Annotated in this window: 19 protein-coding genes; 15 read left to right on the forward strand and 4 right to left on the reverse strand. The window is 32.4% G+C overall.

Features of this window, described 5'->3' with window-relative positions:
- The first annotated feature begins 17 nt into the window (after positions 1 to 17).
- The 8 genes from P0R33_RS11665 (at position 18) to P0R33_RS11700 (ending at position 10,464) form a co-directional block, all read left to right on the forward strand.
- Positions 18 to 563: an NADH-quinone oxidoreductase subunit I gene (locus tag P0R33_RS11665; protein ID WP_276175600.1), complete on the forward strand. Its 546-nt coding sequence runs from the start codon at positions 18 to 20 to the stop codon at positions 561 to 563.
- The gene (locus P0R33_RS11670) at positions 564 to 1,103 is read left to right on the forward strand and encodes an NADH-quinone oxidoreductase subunit J (RefSeq protein ID WP_276175601.1); all 540 of its coding nucleotides are present in this window, start codon (positions 564 to 566) and stop codon (positions 1,101 to 1,103) included.
- Positions 1,103 to 1,423 carry an NADH-quinone oxidoreductase subunit NuoK gene (gene nuoK, locus P0R33_RS11675; RefSeq protein WP_008466103.1) on the forward strand — a complete coding sequence of 107 codons (321 nt, stop codon included), beginning with the start codon at positions 1,103 to 1,105 and terminating at the stop codon, positions 1,421 to 1,423. Before P0R33_RS11670 ends, nuoK begins: the two co-directional genes overlap by 1 nt.
- Before the next feature lie 6 nt (positions 1,424 to 1,429).
- Entirely contained in the window at positions 1,430 to 3,313 is a 1,884-nt protein-coding gene (nuoL, locus tag P0R33_RS11680) for an NADH-quinone oxidoreductase subunit L (RefSeq protein WP_276175602.1), read from the forward strand.
- A gap of 10 nt (positions 3,314 to 3,323) precedes the next feature.
- A complete protein-coding gene (locus tag P0R33_RS11685) occupies positions 3,324 to 4,763 on the forward strand; it encodes an NADH-quinone oxidoreductase subunit M (RefSeq protein WP_276175603.1) in 1,440 nt (479 codons plus the stop codon).
- 64 nt (positions 4,764 to 4,827) lie between these two features.
- Positions 4,828 to 6,219, forward strand: a complete 1,392-nt coding sequence (locus P0R33_RS11690; protein WP_276175604.1) for an NADH-quinone oxidoreductase subunit N — start codon at positions 4,828 to 4,830, stop codon at positions 6,217 to 6,219.
- Positions 6,220 to 6,376: 157 nt separating this feature from the next.
- A complete protein-coding gene (locus tag P0R33_RS11695) occupies positions 6,377 to 7,147 on the forward strand; it encodes a Bax inhibitor-1/YccA family protein (protein ID WP_276175605.1) in 771 nt (256 codons plus the stop codon).
- Positions 7,148 to 7,611: 464 nt separating this feature from the next.
- Complete coding sequence (locus P0R33_RS11700; RefSeq protein ID WP_276175606.1) at positions 7,612 to 10,464, forward strand: T9SS type A sorting domain-containing protein; 2,853 nt, start codon at positions 7,612 to 7,614, stop codon at positions 10,462 to 10,464.
- A 67-nt stretch (positions 10,465 to 10,531) separates the two neighbouring features.
- On the opposite strand, the gene P0R33_RS11705 is transcribed toward P0R33_RS11700, so the two are convergent.
- Positions 10,532 to 12,085, reverse strand: a complete 1,554-nt coding sequence (locus tag P0R33_RS11705; RefSeq protein WP_276175607.1) for an aldehyde dehydrogenase family protein — start codon at positions 12,083 to 12,085, stop codon at positions 10,532 to 10,534.
- Between the two features lie 182 nt (positions 12,086 to 12,267).
- On the opposite strand from P0R33_RS11705, the gene P0R33_RS11710 reads away from it, so the two are divergent.
- Positions 12,268 to 13,224 carry a 3',5'-cyclic-nucleotide phosphodiesterase gene (locus tag P0R33_RS11710; RefSeq protein ID WP_276175608.1) on the forward strand — a complete coding sequence of 319 codons (957 nt, stop codon included), beginning with the start codon at positions 12,268 to 12,270 and terminating at the stop codon, positions 13,222 to 13,224.
- A gap of 54 nt (positions 13,225 to 13,278) precedes the next feature.
- The gene (locus tag P0R33_RS11715) at positions 13,279 to 13,578 is read left to right on the forward strand and encodes a type II toxin-antitoxin system RelE/ParE family toxin (RefSeq protein ID WP_276175609.1); all 300 of its coding nucleotides are present in this window, start codon (positions 13,279 to 13,281) and stop codon (positions 13,576 to 13,578) included.
- Here the strand turns inward: P0R33_RS11715 and P0R33_RS11720 are convergent.
- The 3 genes from P0R33_RS11720 to P0R33_RS11730 form a co-directional block, all read right to left on the reverse strand.
- On the reverse strand, positions 13,575 to 13,886 hold the full coding sequence (locus tag P0R33_RS11720) for a hypothetical protein (RefSeq protein WP_276175610.1): 312 nt from the start codon (positions 13,884 to 13,886) through the stop codon (positions 13,575 to 13,577). The genes P0R33_RS11715 and P0R33_RS11720 overlap by 4 nt on opposite strands.
- Before the next feature lie 123 nt (positions 13,887 to 14,009).
- Positions 14,010 to 14,549: a 3-hydroxyanthranilate 3,4-dioxygenase gene (locus P0R33_RS11725; RefSeq protein WP_276175611.1), complete on the reverse strand. Its 540-nt coding sequence runs from the start codon at positions 14,547 to 14,549 to the stop codon at positions 14,010 to 14,012.
- Between the two features lie 118 nt (positions 14,550 to 14,667).
- Positions 14,668 to 15,765: an endonuclease/exonuclease/phosphatase family protein gene (locus P0R33_RS11730; RefSeq protein WP_276175612.1), complete on the reverse strand. Its 1,098-nt coding sequence runs from the start codon at positions 15,763 to 15,765 to the stop codon at positions 14,668 to 14,670.
- A 228-nt stretch (positions 15,766 to 15,993) separates the two neighbouring features.
- Here P0R33_RS11730 and P0R33_RS11735 point away from each other — a divergent pair, with 228 nt between their 5' ends.
- The 5 genes from P0R33_RS11735 (at position 15,994) to P0R33_RS11755 (ending at position 20,761) form a co-directional block, all read left to right on the forward strand.
- Positions 15,994 to 16,893: an LD-carboxypeptidase gene (locus P0R33_RS11735; protein ID WP_276175613.1), complete on the forward strand. Its 900-nt coding sequence runs from the start codon at positions 15,994 to 15,996 to the stop codon at positions 16,891 to 16,893.
- Positions 16,894 to 17,060: 167 nt separating this feature from the next.
- Positions 17,061 to 17,432 carry a YraN family protein gene (locus P0R33_RS11740; RefSeq protein WP_276175614.1) on the forward strand — a complete coding sequence of 124 codons (372 nt, stop codon included), beginning with the start codon at positions 17,061 to 17,063 and terminating at the stop codon, positions 17,430 to 17,432.
- A 117-nt stretch (positions 17,433 to 17,549) separates the two neighbouring features.
- The gene (locus P0R33_RS11745; RefSeq protein ID WP_008466087.1) at positions 17,550 to 18,206 is read left to right on the forward strand and encodes a hypothetical protein; all 657 of its coding nucleotides are present in this window, start codon (positions 17,550 to 17,552) and stop codon (positions 18,204 to 18,206) included.
- Positions 18,207 to 18,569: 363 nt separating this feature from the next.
- A complete protein-coding gene (locus P0R33_RS11750) occupies positions 18,570 to 19,133 on the forward strand; it encodes an RNA polymerase sigma-70 factor (protein WP_276175615.1) in 564 nt (187 codons plus the stop codon).
- A 449-nt stretch (positions 19,134 to 19,582) separates the two neighbouring features.
- Complete coding sequence (locus P0R33_RS11755; protein ID WP_276175616.1) at positions 19,583 to 20,761, forward strand: FecR family protein; 1,179 nt, start codon at positions 19,583 to 19,585, stop codon at positions 20,759 to 20,761.
- Positions 20,762 to 20,939: the final 178 nt, after the last annotated feature.

Raw genomic sequence — 20,939 nt, forward strand, 5'->3', positions numbered from 1 at the left:
AAACTATAATAGTAAAAATGTCAATAGAAACTATATCATTATCGGGTAGAAAAAAAGTGGTGTCAAATAAGGACATGACTTTTATTGAGCGATTGTATCTTGTGGCGATTGTGAAAGGTTTATTTATTACCGTAAAACACCTTTTCAGAAAAAAAGTTACCATTCACTATCCTGAACAGGTTCGTGAAATGAGTCCAGTTTATCGTGGTCAGCATATGTTGAAACGTGATGAACAAGGCCGTGAAAACTGTACTGCTTGCGGATTATGTGCTTTATCATGCCCTGCAGAAGCAATCACTATGAAAGCTGCTGAACGCAAGCCTGATGAAAAACATTTATACAGAGAAGAGAAATATGCAGAAATCTACGAAATCAATATGCTTCGTTGTATTTTCTGTGGTTTATGTGAAGAAGCTTGTCCAAAAGACGCTATTTACTTAACGACTTCTAAAGTATTAGTTCCTGCTAGTTACGAAAGAGAAGATTTTATTTTCGGGAAAGACAAATTAGTAATGCCTTTAGAAATGGCCATGAAAAATGCTCAACTTAAAAACGCTAACTAAATGATACATATTCCTGATTTTGCACACGCAACAACTGTACAAGTTATCTTTTGCTTTTTAGCGTTTATTACTGTTATTACAGCTTTCTTAACTATTTTCAGCAGAAACCCAATTCACTCAGCAATTTACTTAGTAATTTGTTTCTTCTCGATTGCTGGTCATTATTTACTATTAAATTCTCAGTTTTTAGCAGTCGTACATATAATAGTCTACTCTGGAGCTATTATGATTCTGTTCCTGTTTACGATCATGTTGATGAACTTAAACGAACAGAAAGAAGTCCACCGTCCGAGAATTACACGTTTAGGAGCTATTGTTTCTTTCTGTCTAATATTGATTGTTTTGATTACAATCTTTATCAACTCGAAACCAATCGTTGGTGAATACGATTCTACTGGAGAAGATTTCCAATCAATTAAAGTTTTAGGTAAAATTTTATTGGACGAATATATGGTTCCTTTCGAATTTGCTTCTGTCTTACTTTTGGTTGCTATGATTGGAACAGTTCTATTGTCTAAAAAAGAAAAATTAAATAAATAATGGGTAATATATTAAATCAAATAGGTATTGAAAATTACATCTTTTTAAGTGTTGTACTTTTCTGTATTGGTATTTTTGGTGTATTGTACAGACGAAATGCAATTATCGTTTTCATGTCTATCGAAATTATGTTGAATGCGGTGAACCTTTTATTTGTTGCTTTTTCAACTTATCATCAAGATGCGCAAGGACAAGTTTTTGTGTTCTTCTCGATGGCGGTTGCTGCAGCCGAAGTTGCGGTAGGATTGGCCATTTTAGTTTCTATCTTTAGAAATATCGGATCAATTAGTATCGATAATTTAAAAAATTTAAAAGGATAATCAGAAATGGATACCAATTTAGCTTTAATTTTAGTTTTAACTCCTTTACTAGGTTTTCTAGTAAATGTCTTTTTTGGAAAAAGCTTAGGCAAAACAGTTTCTGGTGCAATCGGAACTATTGCCGTAGCAATTTCTTTTGTAGTTTCTGTTTTACTTTTTAATCAAATAACTTCAACTGGAAAAGGAATCGAAGTTACTTTATTTGATTGGATTCAAATTAGCAACTTAAAAATCAACCTTGGATTTTTATTAGATCAATTATCTGTTCTTTGGTTACTTTTTGTAACTGGAATTGGATCTTTGATTCACTTATACTCTATCAGTTACATGCATGATGACGAAAACATGCACAAATTCTTTTCTTACCTGAATTTGTTCGTTTTCTTTATGATTACACTTGTAATTGGAAGCAACTTATTAGTTCTTTTCATCGGATGGGAAGGTGTTGGACTTTGCTCTTACCTATTAATTGGATTCTGGCATAAAAACCAAGATTACAATGATGCTGCAAAAAAAGCTTTCATCATGAACAGAATTGGAGATTTAGGTCTTTTAATCGGAATGTTCATCATCGGTTCGATGTTCTCTACATTAGATTACGCAACTTTAAAAACGGCAATTGCTGGAGCTTCTAATTTAGATTCATCTTTACTTTCTTTAGCTGCTTTATGTTTATTTATTGGAGCATGTGGTAAATCTGCACAGATTCCATTATACACTTGGTTACCTGATGCGATGGCTGGACCAACTCCAGTTTCTGCTTTGATCCACGCGGCTACGATGGTAACTGCTGGTATCTTTATGGTAACTAGATTAAACTTTGTTTTTGATCTTGCAACTGATGTTCAATCTGTAATTGCAATTATTGGAGCAATCACTTCATTAGTTGCGGCTACAATTGGTTTAGTTCAAAACGATATCAAAAAAGTATTGGCTTACTCTACAGTTTCTCAATTAGGTTTAATGTTTTTAGCATTAGGATTTGGAGCTTATGAAGTAGCGGTTTTTCACGTAATCACTCACGCTTTCTTTAAAGCTTGTTTGTTCTTAGGATCTGGATCTGTAATTCATGGATTACATGGAGAACAAGATATGCGTAACATGGGAGGTTTGCGTAAAGCAATGCCAATCACATTCTGGACAATGTTGATTTCTTCATTAGCAATTTCTGGAGTTCCATTCTTCTCAGGATTCTTTTCTAAAGATGAAATTTTATTGACAGCTTTCCACCACAGTATTCCATTATACGTTGTTGGTTCGATTGCTTCAATTATGACCGCTTTCTATATGTTCCGTTTAATGTTCTTAACTTTCTTCAAAGAATTCAGAGGAACTGAAGAGCAAAAACATCATTTACACGAAAGTGATTCATTAATTACTATTCCACTTATCATCTTGGCTATTTTAGCAACTTTCGGCGGATTAATTAGTTTACCTGGAAACAGCTGGTTAAATGAATACCTTGCTCCTCTTTTCACAAAAGTGGCTGGTGAAGAACACCATTTAGGCACAACCGAATACACTTTAATGGGTGTTGCAGTATTAGGCGGATTACTTGGAATTTTAATTGCTTACGTAAAATACTTTAAACAAGATAATGTTCCAGAATCTGATGAAAACATTACTGGTTTAAGCAAAGTGTTATACAACAAATATTATGTAGACGAAATTTACGATGCTGTATTTGTAGCTCCTGTTAATAGTCTATCTAAATTCTTTAGAGATTACATCGAGACAGGATTATCTGCTGCTGTTTTTGGATTAGGCAAAATAGCAAACGAAATTGCTTTTCAAGGAAAAAAATTACAAACCGGAAGTATAGGATTATATCTATTTGTTTTTGTTTTAGGACTTTGTGCAATTGTTTCCTATATATTTTTAGCTCAATAATATTATTACTATGAACGTTTCTACTATATTAATTATACTTTTAATTGGTGCATTTGCCACTTATTTTTCTGGTGACAAACTAGCTTCGAAAGTTGCTTTACTTTTTAGTTTAGCCGCTTTAGGATGTTCAATTGTATTATTGAATAATTATAACGCAGGCGAAAATATCAGTGTGATCAACAGTTGGATTACACAGCCAAAAATTTCATTCGCTTTAAATGCTGACGGACTTGGACTTGCAATGGTTTTATTAACTGCTGCATTAACTCCAATTATTATATTTTCTTCTTTTGGAAATGAATATAAAAATGCAAAAGGTTTTTACGGACTAATCTTATTTATGGCTTTTGCTATGACTGGAACTTTCCTTGCTGCTGATGGTCTTTTATATTATATTTTCTGGGAGCTAGCTCTTATTCCTATTTATTTTATTGCTTTGATTTGGGGTAATGGCGATGCTGAAGAACGCAGAAAAGCAGTGGTTAAATTCTTTATTTATACACTTGCTGGTTCATTGTTCATGCTAACTGCTTTCATTTATTTGTATCAAAAAGCAGGTTCTTTCTTAATTGAAGATTTATACAAAGTAGAATTATCTGCTTGCGAGCAATTCTGGATTTTCTTAGCTTTCTTTTTAGCTTATGCTATTAAAATTCCAATTATTCCTTTTCATACTTGGCAAGCAAATGTATACCAAAAAGCACCAACTGTTGGAACAATGCTTTTATCTGGTATCATGTTAAAAATGGGATTATACAGCGTACTTCGTTGGCAATTGCCACTTGCACCAATTGCTGCAAAAGAATATCTATATATCTTTGTTGCTTTAGGAATTGCTGGTGTTATCTACGGATCAATCGTTGCATTGAGACAAAAAGATTTAAAGAAATTATTAGCTTATTCTTCTCTTGCTCACGTTGGATTAATCGCTGCAGGTTCTTATACTTTAACTCTTGATGGTTTAAGAGGTGCTGTTATGCAAATGATTGCTCACGGTTTTGTTGTAGTGGGATTATTTTTTGCTGCTGAAGTAATTTTCAGAAGATTTGAAACTAGAGAAATTGAGCATTTAGGCGGAATTCGTACGCAAGCTCCAAAATTTACTTCAATGTTTTTAATCTTAGTTTTGGCTTCTGTTGCTTTACCAAGTACATTTAACTTTGTTGGAGAATTTACAGTATTATACAGTTTATCTCAAATCAATATCTGGTTTGCCATTCTTGGCGGAACAACCATTATTTTAGGGGCTTACTATATGTTAAGAATGTTTCAGCATGTAATGTTGGGTGAGACAAATTCGAAAGCTTTTGCTGATGTTACCCTTAGCGAAGGAATTTCATTTGCTGTAATAATTGCTGTTTTATTGTTCTTCGGATTTTATCCAAAACCAATTACAGATTTGATTACACCGAGCTTGGAAAACATTTTACAAGTTATCAATAAGAACTAATATTTTAAACAAAATAAATTAGGCTTTCTGCTAAAATTTGAAATCCTAAATCAAAAAGACAAAAATGAATACATTAATAGCTATAACAGGATTGGGTATTTTCTGCCTATTGTTTGAAATTCTTAATTTAAGAAAGGCCATCATTCCTATTACCATTTTGGGTTTAGTAGGCGTATTGGCGCTTAATTACTGTGAATTTGGAACGGAACAAAGTTATTACAACAATATGGTTGCGGTATCAAAGTTTTCTACAGCTTTTTCATCATTGTTTATCGTTTTGACAATCTTTCTTGTAGCATTGAGTCATAATTTTTATCAAAATCATCAAACAAAAATTTCAGATTTCGTTGCCATAAAAGTATTCTTATTGGCTGGAGCTGTAGCGATGGTTTCTTTTGGAAATTTAGCTATGTTCTTTTTAGGAATTGAAATCCTATCTATTGCTTTATATGTACTTGCTGCAAGTGATCGTTTGAACATTAAAAGTAATGAAGCTGGTATGAAATATTTCTTAATGGGATCTTTTGCATCAGGAATTATATTATTCGGAATCTGTTTGATTTACGGAGCAATGGGAAGTTTTGATATTAGCGAAATTCATGAGAGTGCGTTATCTGCAGAATTACCAATTTGGTTTCCGATTGGATTGATTTTAATGATTATCGGAATGTTATTTAAAGTTGCCGCAGTTCCTTTTCACTTTTGGGCTCCAGACGTTTACGAAGGTTCTCCAGCTTTAACAACTGCTTTAATGAGTACCTTAGCAAAGGTAGTAGCAATTGCAACTTTATTCAAGTTAATTGCTGGTATGAACGTAATTTCTTCTTTAGAAAACCAAGATCTTTTACATACTTTCGAAGTAATTGTTGTTATCATTTCAATAGCCTCAATGTCTGTTGGTAATATCATGGCTTTGAGACAAGTAAATGTAAAACGTATGTTAGCATTTTCTGGAATTTCTCACGCAGGTTTCATGTTAATGACTTTATTAACTGTATCTGCATCAGCAGGAGTTTTGTTATACTATACAGCAGCATATGCATTGTCTGGAATTGCTGCATTCAGTGTTATTCTATACGTATGTAGAGATCGTGAAAACGAAGACATTACAAACTTCCATGGTTTAGGAAAAACGAATCCATTATTGGCTGCAATATTAACAGCTTCATTATTGTCTATGGCCGGAATTCCAATTTTCTCTGGATTCTTTGCTAAATTATTTTTGTTCAATCAAACAATTCAAGCAGGATATATTGGTTTAGTAATTGTAGCAGTAATTAATTCTATTATTAGTGTTGGTTATTATTTCAAATTAATCATTGCAATGTACTCTAAGGAACCAAATGAGGAACGAACAGGAAAACCATTCCTTATTTATGCTACAGCAATAATCTCAATCGTATTAAATATTGCTTTAGGTTTATTCCCTTCTTTGGTTTTAGATTTATTACAATAACATAAAATATAACATTATAAGGAAATCCATCAAATTAAATTTTGGTGGATTTTTTTTATGATAAATAAAGAAGAGAAATTCATGTTAAAAAATTCCATCTCAGAATTGCACTTCAAAAAATCTCCATATATTTGAGTTCAATTAAATGTATTACATTATGAACTTTAATTCAAAAAACCCATTCTTAAACAGTAAGCGTTTTTCATCTAATGCTGAACCTAGAACTGAAGTACACCAAGCTCAGATTATTGATTACAATCAAGAAATGACGGTGTCTGGAACCATCAACAAAACTGCTATTTTATTCCTAATTTTATGTGGTGCTGCTATGGTAACATGGTGGATGGCATTCAACGAAATAAATCCAATGCTACCAACTATTGGAGGTGCAATTGTTGCTTTCATTCTTGTTATTGTTTCTGCTTTTAAACCTCAGGCTTCACCTTATTTAGCACCAGGATATGCTTTATTTGAAGGTTTATTTATCGGAGGAATTTCTGCCATCTTTGAATTAAAATTTCCTGGAATTGTTATCAATGCAGTTGGAGCGACGTTGGTTACTTTTTTAGTTTGCCTTGGATTATATAAATTCAAAGTTGTTAAAGTTACTGAACAATTTAAATCTGTCGTTGTTGCTGCAACATTGGCAATTGCTACTTATTATTTATTCTCTTGGCTTGCTTCATTGATCTTCAATTTTCAGCCTATTCATTATGGAAATTCTACTGTGAGTATTGGTATTAGCGTTTTTGTAATTGTTATTGCTGCTCTTAATTTGTTTTTAGATTTTGATTTAATTGAAAAAGGAGCAAGAGAAAGAATGCCAAAATTTATGGAATGGTATGGAGCAATGGGATTAATGATTACATTAGTTTGGTTGTATATCGAATTCTTAAGACTTTTATTAAAACTTTCAAGCAAAGACTAATTCTCTCTTTATAATAAAAATTTAAAGCCTTTTTGAGTAAATCAAAAAGGCTTTTTCTGTTAATTTTTTAATTTTCAATACGAATTATCTAAAAAATTTTCAGAATATTCTTTTATTCAAAAACAAAATAAAATATTTTTCCTACAAAAATTAAAATGTAATTTATGTAATTAAAATTTATTATCATTTTAATACATTATTGATTCTAATTCGATAAGATTCTTAAAAGCTAATGACCGTAAGGTTTTTTATAATAAAATGATCATGTAATAAATTACAATTTATGCAATTTATTACATTTTTAACAACCAAACAGCTTTATAAATAAATTATTCTTTAAATATTCAACAAAAATTATATTAATAAAAATTATTATATAATTTTGTGTAATCGATTACAATTAAACCACTTGTAGTTGAAAGTAAAGCCACTTACTTATTATTAACTATCTTAAACAAACACTTATGAAAAAAAACCTACTTTTCGTAGCGGTCTTTCTCATGACCGTACAGCTATGGGCACAAACTATTCAAATTAATGAAGCATCGGGCTGGTTAGAAACCGCATTTGTAAAATGGCAACCTGTCAGTGGAGCACAAACTTACAATGTGTATTACACCGGTAACGGATTTACAGACAAGAAAATAGACGACCAACTAATCAGAAGTTACGGTTCGTATTTCCGAGCAGACATTCCAGGCCTTAAAGCTGGATCCTACACTGTGAAAGTAAAACCAGTTGTAAATGGCATAGAAGGAACTGGTGCTACGACAGGAACTTTAACTGTATCTGCCCACGACAGAAATGGCTTTGCATTTGAAGGCGGCCGTATTCCTGGAGGTTATAAAGTTGATGGAACCCCAAAGGATAATGCGGTAATACTTTACATTACCCAAAATACAAAAAACACGATCTCGATGAATATTACTGGGGCAAGTTCAAATCCTTGCATTGGTTTACAAAATATTCTATATGCAATCAAAAAGGGGAAAGATACGCGACCATTTATTATTCGCTTAATTGGAAATATAACCGATATGACTGTTATGGAAGGTGGCGACGTAGTTATAGAAAATAATAACAACGCTTCTAGTTATGTAACATTTGAAGGTATTGGTAATGATGCCGTTGCAAATGGCTGGGGCGTACGTCTTAAATCTGCTTCGAACATTGAAGTAAACAACATCGGATTCATGAATTGTGACAGTACAGCGGGAGACAATGTTGGAATGCAACAAGATAATGATCATATCTGGGTTCATAACTGTGATTTATTCTACGGAAATGCAGGAAGTGATGCCGACCAGATAAAAGGTGATGGCGCTTTAGATAACAAAACTTCAACTTACATTACACTTTCTTATAATCACTTTTGGGATAATGGCAAAGCGAGTTTATTGGGTTTAAGCGAAGGAACAACTTCGGGACTATATATCACTTACCACCACAACTGGTTTGATCATTCTGATTCTCGTCATCCGCGCGTTCGCTATTATTCAGCACATATTTATAACAATTATTATGATGGTGTTGCTAAATACGGTGCAGGATCTACAATGGGTTCTTCTCTTTTTGTTGAAGGAAATTATTTTAGAAATAGTAAACATCCGATGCTAACATCGCTTCAGGGTTCTGATATTTGGGATGAAACCAATCAAGTGAATAATGCCGGAACAATGGGAACTTTTTCTGGTGAAGCAGGCGGAAGTATAAAGGCTTTCAACAATACTTTCGATGCTTCAAATGGAACAAACAATATGCGTTTTGTGGCTTATAATGATCCAAATCCATTATATAATATATCTGGAAAAATTAGCTCCACAACTGATTTCGATGCTTATGTTGCCACTACAAGAGGAGAAGTAGTAAGCAATACTGTAAAATCTAAATCTGGAGCAAATACTTATAACAACTTCGATACTGACGCCACTTTATATGTAAAAAATTTGACAATCGATCAGCCTGCTGCAGCTAAAACCAAAACAATGCAATACGCTGGACGCGTTTCTGGAGGAGATTTACAATGGACTTTCAACAACGCAACTGAAGATACTTCTTCACTAGTTATTACAGCACTAAAATCAGCTCTTACCAATTATACAGGAACTTTAGTTTCAGTACAAGGAGAAGGAAATCCGCCAGCTGGAACCCAAACTCTAACTTTAACTTCTTCTTCAAACAATAATCAAACAATTGTAAGTGGCACATCAATTACTTCAATTGTGTTTACTTGGGGCGGAGATGCGACAGATGCAACAGTAACAGGATTACCCGCTTCTGGATTGACTTTTGTAAAAAATTCAACAGCTAAAACCATAACTATTTCGGGTACTCCAACAGTAACAGTTTCGTACTCGATTGCAACTTCTGGAACTAGTGGTTCCCCTGCCACTGGTTCAGGAACTGTAACAGTGACGGCTTCGGGAAATCAAACTTTAACTTCCACAGGAAACAACAATCAAACTGTTTCTTCTGGAACTGCAATTTCTTCTATTGTATTTACTTGGGGCGGAAATGCAACCGATGCAACTGTAACAGGACTACCAGCTTATGGATTAACTTTTGTGAAAAATTCAACATCAAAAACGGTTACAATTTCAGGTACACCAACGGCAAATGTTCCATATTCGGTAACAACTTCAGGAAGTGCAGGTTCGCCGGCAACAGCATCAGGAAACATAACAGTTACCACAGGATCTGGTGGAGGAAATGAAATTCATAATTTTACTACTTCAGGTAAAACGAGCAGCTTCTACTCTATCACTGGAAATATGAATTCTACGACTGGATCTGTAACTTATAACGGATTAACATTAACAGAACGCTTAAAAATTGAATCAAATACAACAATAACATATACAACAACAAGTTCATCAACTTTAACTTTAGTTTTTGACTCTAATTTTACAGGAACTATCAAAGTAGATAATGTGTCATACACAGCTTCTGCCGGTATTGTCACTGCATCTATTGCTGCTGGTTCGCACACTATAACAAAAGGTTCTGTCGCTAATCTGTTTTATATCAGCACAGCTTACAGTGGAGGAACCACTTTAAAAGTTGCTCCAGTAACAGATTCTGTAGTAATTGAAAATACTAAAATCGTATTGTATCCAAATCCTTTTTCAAGCACTTTATATGTATCTGATGCCAATCAAAAAGTAGAAAAAATACTTATTTACAATATTTCTGGAAATTTAGTAATTACTTCAGGAAAATCTGAAAGCATTGATACCAGCAGTCTAATTCCTGGTACTTATCTAGCCAAAATTTACACAGAAGACGGATCATTTAACCAAACACTAATTAAAAAATAAAAACTAACTTAACTAAAAAGGCTTCCTACATTAGAGGAAGCCTTTTTTTCTTTTGAATAATTCTAATTTACAGATCAAATTTAATTCCTTGAGCTAAAGGAAGATTTGTTGTATAATTGATCGTATTTGTTTGGCGTCTCATATAAATTTTCCAAGCATCAGAACCAGATTCACGTCCTCCGCCAGTTTCTTTTTCTCCGCCAAAAGCACCTCCAATTTCCGCTCCAGAAGTTCCAATATTTACGTTTGCAATTCCACAGTCAGAACCCGTAACAGACAAAAATCTTTCTGCTTCGCGTAAATTATTCGTCATAATTGCAGAAGATAGACCTTGCGCAACACCATTCTGAACTTCGATTGCATTTTCAACTTCACCAGAATATTTAATCAAATATAAAACTGGAGCAAAGGTTTCATGCTGTACAATTTCAAATGAATTTTCGGCTTCTGCAATGGCTGGTTTTACATAACAACCACTTTCGTAACCTTCTCCCGAAAGCACTCCGCCTTCAACTAAAATTTTTCCGCCTTCAGCCACAACTTTATTCAAAGCTGCTGCATACATTTCAACAGCATGAGTATCAATCAGAGGTCCAACGTGATTATTTTCGTCAAGCGGATTTCCGATTCGTAATTGTTTATATGCCGCTACTAAAGCGTCTTTTACTTTGTCATAAATACTTTCGTGAATAATTAATCTTCGTGTTGAAGTACATCTTTGTCCAGCCGTTCCTACAGCTCCAAAAACAGCACCAATAACAGTCATTTTTATATCGGCATCTGGAGTCACAATAATAGCATTGTTTCCACCAAGTTCTAAAAGCGATTTTCCCAATCTTCCTGCGACTGCTTGCGCTACAATTTTTCCCATACGAGTTGAACCTGTTGCCGAAATAAGCGGAATACGAGTATCGGCAGTCATCAATTCTCCGATTTTATAATCTCCATTTATTAAACAAGAAATTCCCTCTGGAAGATTATTTTCTTTAATAACTTGAGCAATTATATTTTGGCATGCAATACCGCAAAGAGGCGTTTTTTCAGAAGGTTTCCAAACACAAACGTCACCAGAAATCCAAGCCAGCGCCGTGTTCCAAGACCAAACGGCAACTGGGAAATTAAATGCCGAAATAATTCCGACAATTCCTAAAGAGTGGTATTGCTCATACATACGATGCCCTGGTCTTTCAGAATGCATAGTTAATCCGTGCAATTGACGAGATAAACCAACAGCAAAATCGCAGATATCAATCATTTCCTGAACTTCGCCATATCCTTCTTGTAATGATTTCCCCATTTCATAAGAAACCAATTTACCTAGAGCTTCTTTGTTTTGTCTCAATTTTTCTCCAAACTGACGTACAATTTCACCACGCTGTGGCGCTGGAATCAATCTAAAAATCTTGAAAGCTTCAGCAGCCGTTTGGATTACTTTTTCATAATCTTCTTTTGTTGACATTTTTACAGAAGCAATTAATTTGCCGTCAACTGGCGAATAACTTTCTAAGATTTCTCCAGAAGAAAAATTATTAATTCCTGTTGATGTCCCTTCATTTATCGTTTTGATGCCCAATTTTTCAAGAGCTTCCGTCATTCCAAATTGTGATGCTATTGTTGTCATTGTAACTTTTTTGGTTAAAATTGTTATATTTTTATTGTAAAGATATTGTTTTAAAATTAATTTTAATTGAAACTTAATTCATAAATGAGAGTAAATTTAAGGTTATTTAATACTAATAAGAGAAGTAAAGTTTCTATTTATTCAGTTTATTTAGTGAAATTTGCATTCTCAAATAAAAAAATATGAAATTTTTTGGTTCACTTCTACTTTGCATTCTTTTAATTTCTACAAATGTTTTTTCTCAAAAAGACAAATCTTCTTTTCAAGTAGTTCCGTTAGGAGTAAAAGGCGGAATTGACGAAAAAAATCTCTCTGCTTATTTACTTGCCCCTTCAAACACAAATGATTTTATTTCTTTAGATGCGGGAACAATAAATGCCGGAATTGAAAAAGCAATCGAAAAGAAAACTTTTAAAGTTTCTGTTAGCGAAGTTTTAAAAAAATACATAAAAGGCTATTTGATTTCTCATGCGCATTTAGATCATGTTTCGGGTTTGATTATTAATTCTCCCGCCGACTCTTCAAAAACGGTTTATGCGACTAATAAATGTATGGAAATGATGGAAAATCATTATTTCAACGATCAGACCTGGGCAAATTTTGGAGATGCAGGTCCAGGTTTTCCTTTAAAAAAATATCATTTTCAGACTTTAAATTTAAACGAAGAAATTCCTCTCACCAACACAACTATGACGGTTAAAGCTTTTCCTCTAAGTCATGTCAATCCGTTTGAGAGTACCGCTTTTTTAGTTAAAAGTGAAAATAATTATGCGTTGTATTTAGGTGATACAGGACCAGACGAAGTAGAAAAAAGCAATAATCTTCAAGATTTATGGACAGCAATTGCGCCGTTAGTTAAAGCAAAACAATTAAAAGGAATTTTTATTGAAGTTTCATTTCCAAATGAACAGCCAGATAAATTTCTGTTTGGACATTTAACACCAAATTATTTAATGAAAGAACTTCATGTTTTAGAAGATTTGGCAGGAAAAGGTTCTTTAGAAAACTTCAAAATCATTATTACACATTTGAAGCCTCCAGCAAAAAATATTGTCAAAATTAAAGAGCAATTAAAAAATCAAAATGATTTAGGATTAAAGATTATTTATCCTGAACAAGGGAAAAAGTTCGAGTTATAGAAATTATTTTGTAAGTTATTTTTTATATTTTTACCAGATAATCTAAACTTTATAATGAGAATTGTTTGGTCAAAAAAAGCGAATTATACATTTTATAACATTCAATATTATTTAGAACAATATTGGACTTTAGCGATATTACAAAAATTCATAAAGGACTCTTTGCATATTATCAATTTACTCGAAAATAATCCTGAATTGGGCAAATACAATGCAAAACTGGAATGCCGAGAAATTGTTCTTTCAAAACAGGTTAAATTATATTATGAAATAAACGAAGATGACATAATATTAATAGCTTTCTCAAATAATCGTCAAAAGCCTTTGAGTTTTTTAAATCTGCAAAATTTTTAGATAAGATTTTTTCTTTTTAATTCTGCAAGCATTTCTTCATGAGTTATATAATCTCCATTTATATAATCAAGTTTCCCCTGTGCAATGTCGGCTTTTAGTTGTATTTTAAAATTTTCCTCTGGAGAAAGAATTTTTGCAATTGAAAGCATTTCATCAGGAGTAAATGAATGTGATTTCAATTTTCTATAAAACGTTGGACTCGAAATACCAACTTTTTCAATAATATAGTTTCTCTTATAAGTTGATTTATCAATTAGACTCTCAATATTTTCAACTATATTTTTGTATGCGATAATTTCTTGTATCATTTATATTACTTTTTAATAACGTTTATGATACAAATATATATCAAAAATGATACAAAATTCTCTCTTTTAACAAAAACCCGACAGGTTTTAAAAACTTGTCGGGTTCGATACTGTTATTATATATTACTTTTTAGCCACAAACCTCGGATCACTTTCCATAACAGTTCCGCAATTATCGCAAGTTCGTAATTCTTCTGAATTGTAAAAATGTTCGAAGTGAGGAAGAAAATCCTTTTCTATATTATGAAGTTCAAAATACACTTCGTAAAGTTTATGATTACAATTGTCACAATGCCAAAGCAAACCGTCTGTAAAACCTTGTCCTGCACGTTTTCTTTCTATGACTAAACCAATAGAACCCTCAGAACGAACTGGAGAATGTGGCACTTTTGCTGGATGCAAATACATATCGCCTGCATTTAATTCCATTTCTTTTCGCTCTCCGTCTTCCTGAATCACCACTTTTATACTTCCTTCTAACTGATAAAAAAGTTCTTCTGTTTCGTTATAATGATAGTCTTTTCGAGCGTTTGGACCAGCCACAATCATTATAATATAATCTCCAGAATCAACATATAAGTTTTTATTTCTAACTGGCGGTTTCAATAAATGACGGTTTTCGTCGATCCATTTTGTGAGGTTGAAAGGTTTTGCTATAGCCATTTTTCTAATTCTAAATTTTGAAAAGCTAAGTTAGTGAAATTGTAGAGATGCACCGCAGTGCATCTTATAGTTTCATTTGTTATTTCTTTTAGAAGTGTAGACGCACTGCAGTGCGCCTCTACAATTTCTCTCGTATCAAATAAATATAAACTGGAAAATGATCGCTAAAACCAGCTTCTGCAAGCGTATTTCGTAGAGGATAACCTTTATATTTTCCAGAAGTTTGAATGAGATAAGGTTTGTTGAAAATACCCGCTTTCCAAAATTGATACGTTGAAAAATCAGATTTAATAAACGATTCCGTCATTATAATTTGATCAAATAGACTCCAAGAATCACGATAAGCAAGTGTTCCCAATCCTTTATTTTCCAAATCTTCAAACGGATTGAAAGTGCCAAATTCTCTTACTTCTGATTTTTTGCCTTTTGCTTCTAATCCCAATTTTATACTATTGTTTGAAGGCCCGTCATTAAAATCTCCCATAGTTAAAACTTTAGCTTGCGGATTAATTTGTTGCAGAGAATCGATAATTTTTCTGTTTAATTTTCCGGCAGGTTCGCGAAACAAACTTGTTGCTTTTTCGCCACCAGATCTTGACGGCCAGTGATTGACAATTATATGAATTTCTTCATCTTCTAAAAATCCCGAAACCAAAAGCTGATCTCTCGTAAAAACACGATTCTTGATTTCTTTCTTAACTTCAATTTCTTCATCCTCTGTATCTAAAATTTCTTCTTTCTTTAGAATATTATTTTTGTAGATAATGAGCGGAATATTAGAAAATGAAATCGGTCTAAAATATTTTTTCTGATACAGCAATGCGACATCAATTCCGCGTTTATCTGGAGAATCAAAATGAATAATTCCGAAATCTAATTCTTGTAGTTTTGGCTCGTTTATTAAATCTTCTAAAACTCCACGATTTTCTATTTCAGCTCCACCGATTAATACTGGTGCATTTGAATTTTCAGGTGTTCCAATTTCAGAAATAACTCTTGCCAGATTTTTTAATTTCTGCTGATATTTTTCGGTTGTCCAATTTTGTGCTCCATTTGGAGTCCATTCATCATCATTTGTAAATTCGTCATTTATAGTATCGTACAAATTTTCAAAATTGTAAAAAGCAACGGTATGTATTTTATATTTTTTGGATTGAGAATAACCCTGAAATATTCCGATAATAATTATGTAAAAACAAATTTTATTAAACTTCATAAATTTACATTTTAAAAAGTTTCAATATTAATCATTTTATTTAAATGTAGGAAAAATCTAATATTTTTAAGTTCTAAATTTTCTATATTTGTTTTTCATTCAAAATGAAAAAGCAAAAAAACTATCACAATGAAAAACAGTTTATTCTTTAAAAAACACTTTATTTTTTATAAAGTCGCATTTCTTATTTTTGCTTTACAATCATTCACTTGTCAATCCCAACAAATCATGATAACACCACCTTATTTACAAAAAGGAGATACTGTTGCGCTTTTAGCAACTGCTCGAAAAAACATTGACGACAACTTAAAACCAACAATAGATTTATTGCACAGCTGGGGATTAGAAGCCGTAGTCGGATCTACAATTGGATTAGATTATCATCAATTGGCAGGAACAGACGAGCAAAGAGCAGCCGATTTTCAAAAACAATTAGACAATCCGAATATTAAAGCAATTTGGTGCGTTCGCGGCGGTTATGGAACTGTTAGAATGTTAGATTTATTAGATTTTAGCAAATTTAAACAACATCCAAAATGGGTTATCGGATTTAGCGATGTAACGGTTTTGCATAATCATTTGAATACGATGGGTTACAAATCGCTTCACGGAATCATGCCCGTAACCGTTCCGAGAGCTACTCCAGATGCTGTAAGTTCGCTAAAAGCGAGTTTATTTGGAGAGCCGGTTTCGTATTCTATCAGTCCAACTCCAATGAATCGTTTAGGAAGTGCGACTGGAGAATTAGTTGGAGGAAATTTATCTATTTTGTATAGTTTATTGGGATCTCCGTCTGCAATTGACTGCAAAGACAAAATATTATTTATTGAAGATTTAGATGAATATCTGTATCATATTGATCGTATGATGATGAATTTGAAACGAAATGGATGCATCGAAAACCTAAAAGGAATTATTATTGGCGGAATGACAAGCATGAAAGATAATGAAGTTCCGTGGGGCAAAAATGCTTTGGAGATTATCGATGACGTTACCAAAAAATACAATATTCCAGTAATTTTTAATTTCCCAGCTGGTCATATTAGAGACAACAGAGCTTTGATTATGGGAAATACCGTTACAATGGAAGTTACTGCTTCTGGAGGTACGCTTACTTTTAAAAGATAAAACTACAATCCTTTTTTAAGGAAACTTAAAATACCACATATTAAAATCTCGAAAAGACGCGAAGTCGCAAAGTTTTAAGTCACTTTGCGACTTCGCGTCTTTGCGTGCAAAAAACATAAACCGCACAACTTGAAACCTGAAACCTGAAACTTGAAACAAAAAACATCATGGCAGAACATAACGATTTAGGAAAACTTGGTGAAGATCTTGCAGTTTCACATCTTGAAGAAAATGGATATAGAATTCGAGAACGAAATTATGTTTTTCAAAAAGCCGAAATAGATATAATTGCACAAAAAGGTTCGATTCTCGCAATTGTTGAAGTTAAAACACGCTCGAGCTTAGATTTTGGTTCTCCGCAAGATTTTGTGAAACCAAAAAAAATTCAATTACTTATTAAAGCAGTAAATGCCTACATAAACGATAGGGAAAAGGATTTTGGAGAAGATTTAGAAATCCGTTTTGACATCATTGGCATCCATAAAAACGGCGAATCATTTGCAATTGAACATCTTACCGACGCTTTTTATCACTTTTAACATAATTTTTTATTGTTATAATTGTAACAATTTGTTTTTTTATTTATATTTGCAAAGAATTATAACATCGCAATGTTAAATTAACAACCAACCGAATTACAAAAAAAAAAAAGAATTATGAAAACTGTGTCTTCTATTGTAGAAAACTACATTAAAACAAAACCATTTTTATTGAATGCCCTCTCGCTCGGAATTATTAACCTAACTTCACTTTCGCGAAACATTATGACCGAATTAGAAAGTGAGTTTGGAAAAGAAGTAAAACAGGGCGCTGTTGTAATGTCTTTAAAACGACTAACGGAAGAACTAGATTTTAAACTTAACCACAAAATCAATAAAGTAATTAAAAATATCGGAGAAATCACGGTTCGTTCTGAGCTTACAGATTACACTTTTGCTGCTTCTGAAACTGTTCTGAACAAACAAGCCGATTTAATTTCTGATATTAACGCTTTATCTGATATTTTCTATACCTCATCTCGTGGTGTAAACGAAACTAATATCGTTGTCAGCAGCAGTGTAAATCACTTAGTTGAGAAACACTTTATGAGAGAGAAATTAATTCAGAAACTGGATAATTTAGCTTCAATTACAGTAAAATTACCAAAAGAAAACATTGTTGTTCCTGGTATTTACTACTTCATTTTCCAACGTTTGGCTTGGGAAGGAATTATTATTAATGAAGTTATTTCGACTTCAAATGAATTTACCATTTTAGTTGGAGAAGATCAAGTTGATGTTGCTTTTAAAGTAATAAAAGATTTGAAAAACTAATTCGAAAATCAGAGTTATATATATTGAAATCCTTTTGTTCTTTTCAGGAAGACGAAAGGATTTTTTTTTGAATATACTCAGCCTAAACCTCAATTTCATATTTCGCACATAAGAATATTCTCAAAAGTCAAATTCGAAATAAATTTTTATTTGGCTAAAGCGTCAAAATAACACTTACTTGTATAAAAGCCACTTGACGTTGTTTTTGACTGTTTTATTTAAAAAACTAACAAAAAATCCGAATTAAGTTTTTTTATATATGATTTGTTGCGAATAATATTTTTATATATTTGCCAAGAAGTCAGACACCAGACCTCTATTTTGATAGTTTAATACCATTAGAATTAAATAAAGCGAATTAAATTGTTAGAAGCAGCAAACCATAGTGAAAAATTATTGGTGAGTGAACTCAAAAATGGTAACGAAAAAGCTTTTCGGCAACTTTTTGATTTATACTACCAAGATATTTATGGTTACAGCATTAGTCTTTTAAAATCAAAAGAGGCGGCAGAAGAGAATGTGCAGGATGTTTTTATGAAGGTTTGGCTCAACCGCGAAAATTTAAATATAGAACAATCATTTAAAGCCTATATTTTTACAATTGCAAGAAATCAGGCTTTTAATGTTTTGAACAAAGCAGCAAATGAAATTCTTTTAAAAGAAGCTGTTTTTTATGAAAGTCAGAAATCACATGAATACGGAGATTATTCCATTCGGGAAGCCGATTGCAAGAAACTCCAAAAACAAGCTATAAAACAGCTTCCTCCTAAACGACGGCAGATTTTTAAAATGTCTCGAAAAAAAGGAATGAGCTATGAAGAAATAAGTCAGGAACTAGGTATTTCGATAAATACCGTCCGGAACCAGATGAGTAAAGCGCTCGAATCGATGCGCGGTTTTTTTCAACTTCACGATGAAATTATCTAACCAAAACCACAATAATGCCATTAAAATCACTCTTCGGAGTGATTTTTTTTTGATTATAATTCATACCCTTTTTTAAGCCACAGATTAGAGGATTTTCACAGATTGAAATCCTTTTTAATCTTTTTAATCTGTGGCTAAAAACAACATTTAATTGCCTCCAGCTTTAGCTGGAGGTTTAAGAAGTGAGTAAAATTGGGCTTTAGCCAAATTAGGATAGTTTGGCTAAAGCCTTTTGTGATGACATTTTCGACCTCCAGTTAAAACTGGAGGCAATTGATAAAATTTCTTTAGCATTGTTTTTCTAAAAAAAACCAAGAACACAAATCATTAAAAATCAACACCTTAAACCAATTAAAATGTTAAAATTTAAAAATTTACAACGTTTGAGTAGTACTAAAATTATTCTCAGCTGTATTATATAAAGAACCCAGAAATAAAATCAATTCGTAATGAATTCAAATCCTGAAATAAAAAGTCTTTTACAAAAGTTTGTTTTAAACCAATGCACGCCCGAAGAAATAGACGAGGTAATTGCTTATTATAAAAAAAATCAGATTACAGATGATTTTCCGACTGTGGAAAATGTTCAGAATCTTTTGGACGAAATGCCAAAAATGGACAAGCAAAAAGCAGATTCTATTTTCAATAATATTTTAACAGCGTCAAAAGAAGAAGAATCTGTTATCGAAATGCCTGCAAGAAAATCTAATTACAGAAAATACATTTCTATTGCCGCTTCGATTGTTGTTTTATTAGGAATTGGCTTTTTCTACAAACAAAATATGACAGACAAACCTGTTGAGCAAAAATTTGATTTTAAAAGCTCTGACATTGTCTTGCAATTAGAAAATGGAGAAACTCAAATCATATCTGAACAGAATTCTTCTCAAGTAAAAGATTCAAAAGGAAATATTATCGGAAATCAAAATGGAGATAAATTGGTTTACGACAATAATTCAGATCCTGAAAAATTGGTTTACAACACGATCAAAATTCCATATGGCAAAAAATTCCGTTTGCAATTATCTGATGGAACGTTTGTTCACTTAAATTCTGGAACGACTTTAAAATATCCTGTAAAATTTATTGCAGGAGAAAACAGACAAGTTTTTCTTGACGGTGAAGCTTTTTTTGATGTGGCAAAAGACAAAAAACATCCTTTTATAGTAAATGCTGACGAATTGAACGTTCGTGTTTTAGGAACACATTTCAACGTTTCAAATTATCCCGAAGATCCTTTAACCGATGTTGTTTTGGTTGAAGGTTCTGTTGGAATGTATCAATCTAACCAAGAATTTGATGCTAATAAAAATACCATTTTAAAGCCTGGATTTAAAGGAAGTTTCAACAAAGAAAATGCTAAAATTTCGACAAAAGCGGTTATTACAGATATCTACACTTCTTGGATAAATGGCGGATTGACTTTTAGAAATATGACTTTCAAAAATATCATTACAAAACTTGAAAGACGCTACAACGTTACGATTATCAATAAAAATGAAAAATTGGCTAACGAAAAATTCAACGCAAGTTTTAAAGAAGAATCTATAGAAAATGTCATGAGTTATTTTAACGATATCCACGGCATTAATTACACGATAAAAAACAATCAAATACTAATTAAATAACCACTAAAACCAACCAAAATCTATGAAGAAAAAAGCGTATTAAATAAAAAAATCGGAAAGAGCTGCGAACAATTTCCGATTAACTAAGTGATTGAATATAACGAATTAACTACAATCAATTAACAAAATTATGAAAAAAAAATCTAAGAATAATGGGTTTCTATACTCATTGTTCCAA

Origin of the sequence: Flavobacterium sp. YJ01 (assembly GCF_029320955.1) — a bacterium.
Taxonomy (GTDB): domain Bacteria; phylum Bacteroidota; class Bacteroidia; order Flavobacteriales; family Flavobacteriaceae; genus Flavobacterium.

Coding starts and splice junctions, on each gene's coding strand:
- P0R33_RS11665 (WP_276175600.1), top strand. CDS start 18: ATGTCAATAGAAACTATATCATTATCGGGTAGAAAAAAAGTGGTGTCA.
- P0R33_RS11670 (WP_276175601.1), top strand. CDS start 564: ATGATACATATTCCTGATTTTGCACACGCAACAACTGTACAAGTTATC.
- nuoK (WP_008466103.1), top strand. CDS start 1,103: ATGGGTAATATATTAAATCAAATAGGTATTGAAAATTACATCTTTTTA.
- nuoL (WP_276175602.1), top strand. CDS start 1,430: ATGGATACCAATTTAGCTTTAATTTTAGTTTTAACTCCTTTACTAGGT.
- P0R33_RS11685 (WP_276175603.1), top strand. CDS start 3,324: ATGAACGTTTCTACTATATTAATTATACTTTTAATTGGTGCATTTGCC.
- P0R33_RS11690 (WP_276175604.1), top strand. CDS start 4,828: ATGAATACATTAATAGCTATAACAGGATTGGGTATTTTCTGCCTATTG.
- P0R33_RS11695 (WP_276175605.1), top strand. CDS start 6,377: ATGAACTTTAATTCAAAAAACCCATTCTTAAACAGTAAGCGTTTTTCA.
- P0R33_RS11700 (WP_276175606.1), top strand. CDS start 7,612: ATGAAAAAAAACCTACTTTTCGTAGCGGTCTTTCTCATGACCGTACAG.
- P0R33_RS11705 (WP_276175607.1), bottom strand. CDS start 12,085: ATGACAACAATAGCATCACAATTTGGAATGACGGAAGCTCTTGAAAAA.
- P0R33_RS11710 (WP_276175608.1), top strand. CDS start 12,268: ATGAAATTTTTTGGTTCACTTCTACTTTGCATTCTTTTAATTTCTACA.
- P0R33_RS11715 (WP_276175609.1), top strand. CDS start 13,279: ATGAGAATTGTTTGGTCAAAAAAAGCGAATTATACATTTTATAACATT.
- P0R33_RS11720 (WP_276175610.1), bottom strand. CDS start 13,886: ATGATACAAGAAATTATCGCATACAAAAATATAGTTGAAAATATTGAG.
- P0R33_RS11725 (WP_276175611.1), bottom strand. CDS start 14,549: ATGGCTATAGCAAAACCTTTCAACCTCACAAAATGGATCGACGAAAAC.
- P0R33_RS11730 (WP_276175612.1), bottom strand. CDS start 15,765: ATGAAGTTTAATAAAATTTGTTTTTACATAATTATTATCGGAATATTT.
- P0R33_RS11735 (WP_276175613.1), top strand. CDS start 15,994: ATGATAACACCACCTTATTTACAAAAAGGAGATACTGTTGCGCTTTTA.
- P0R33_RS11740 (WP_276175614.1), top strand. CDS start 17,061: ATGGCAGAACATAACGATTTAGGAAAACTTGGTGAAGATCTTGCAGTT.
- P0R33_RS11745 (WP_008466087.1), top strand. CDS start 17,550: ATGAAAACTGTGTCTTCTATTGTAGAAAACTACATTAAAACAAAACCA.
- P0R33_RS11755 (WP_276175616.1), top strand. CDS start 19,583: ATGAATTCAAATCCTGAAATAAAAAGTCTTTTACAAAAGTTTGTTTTA.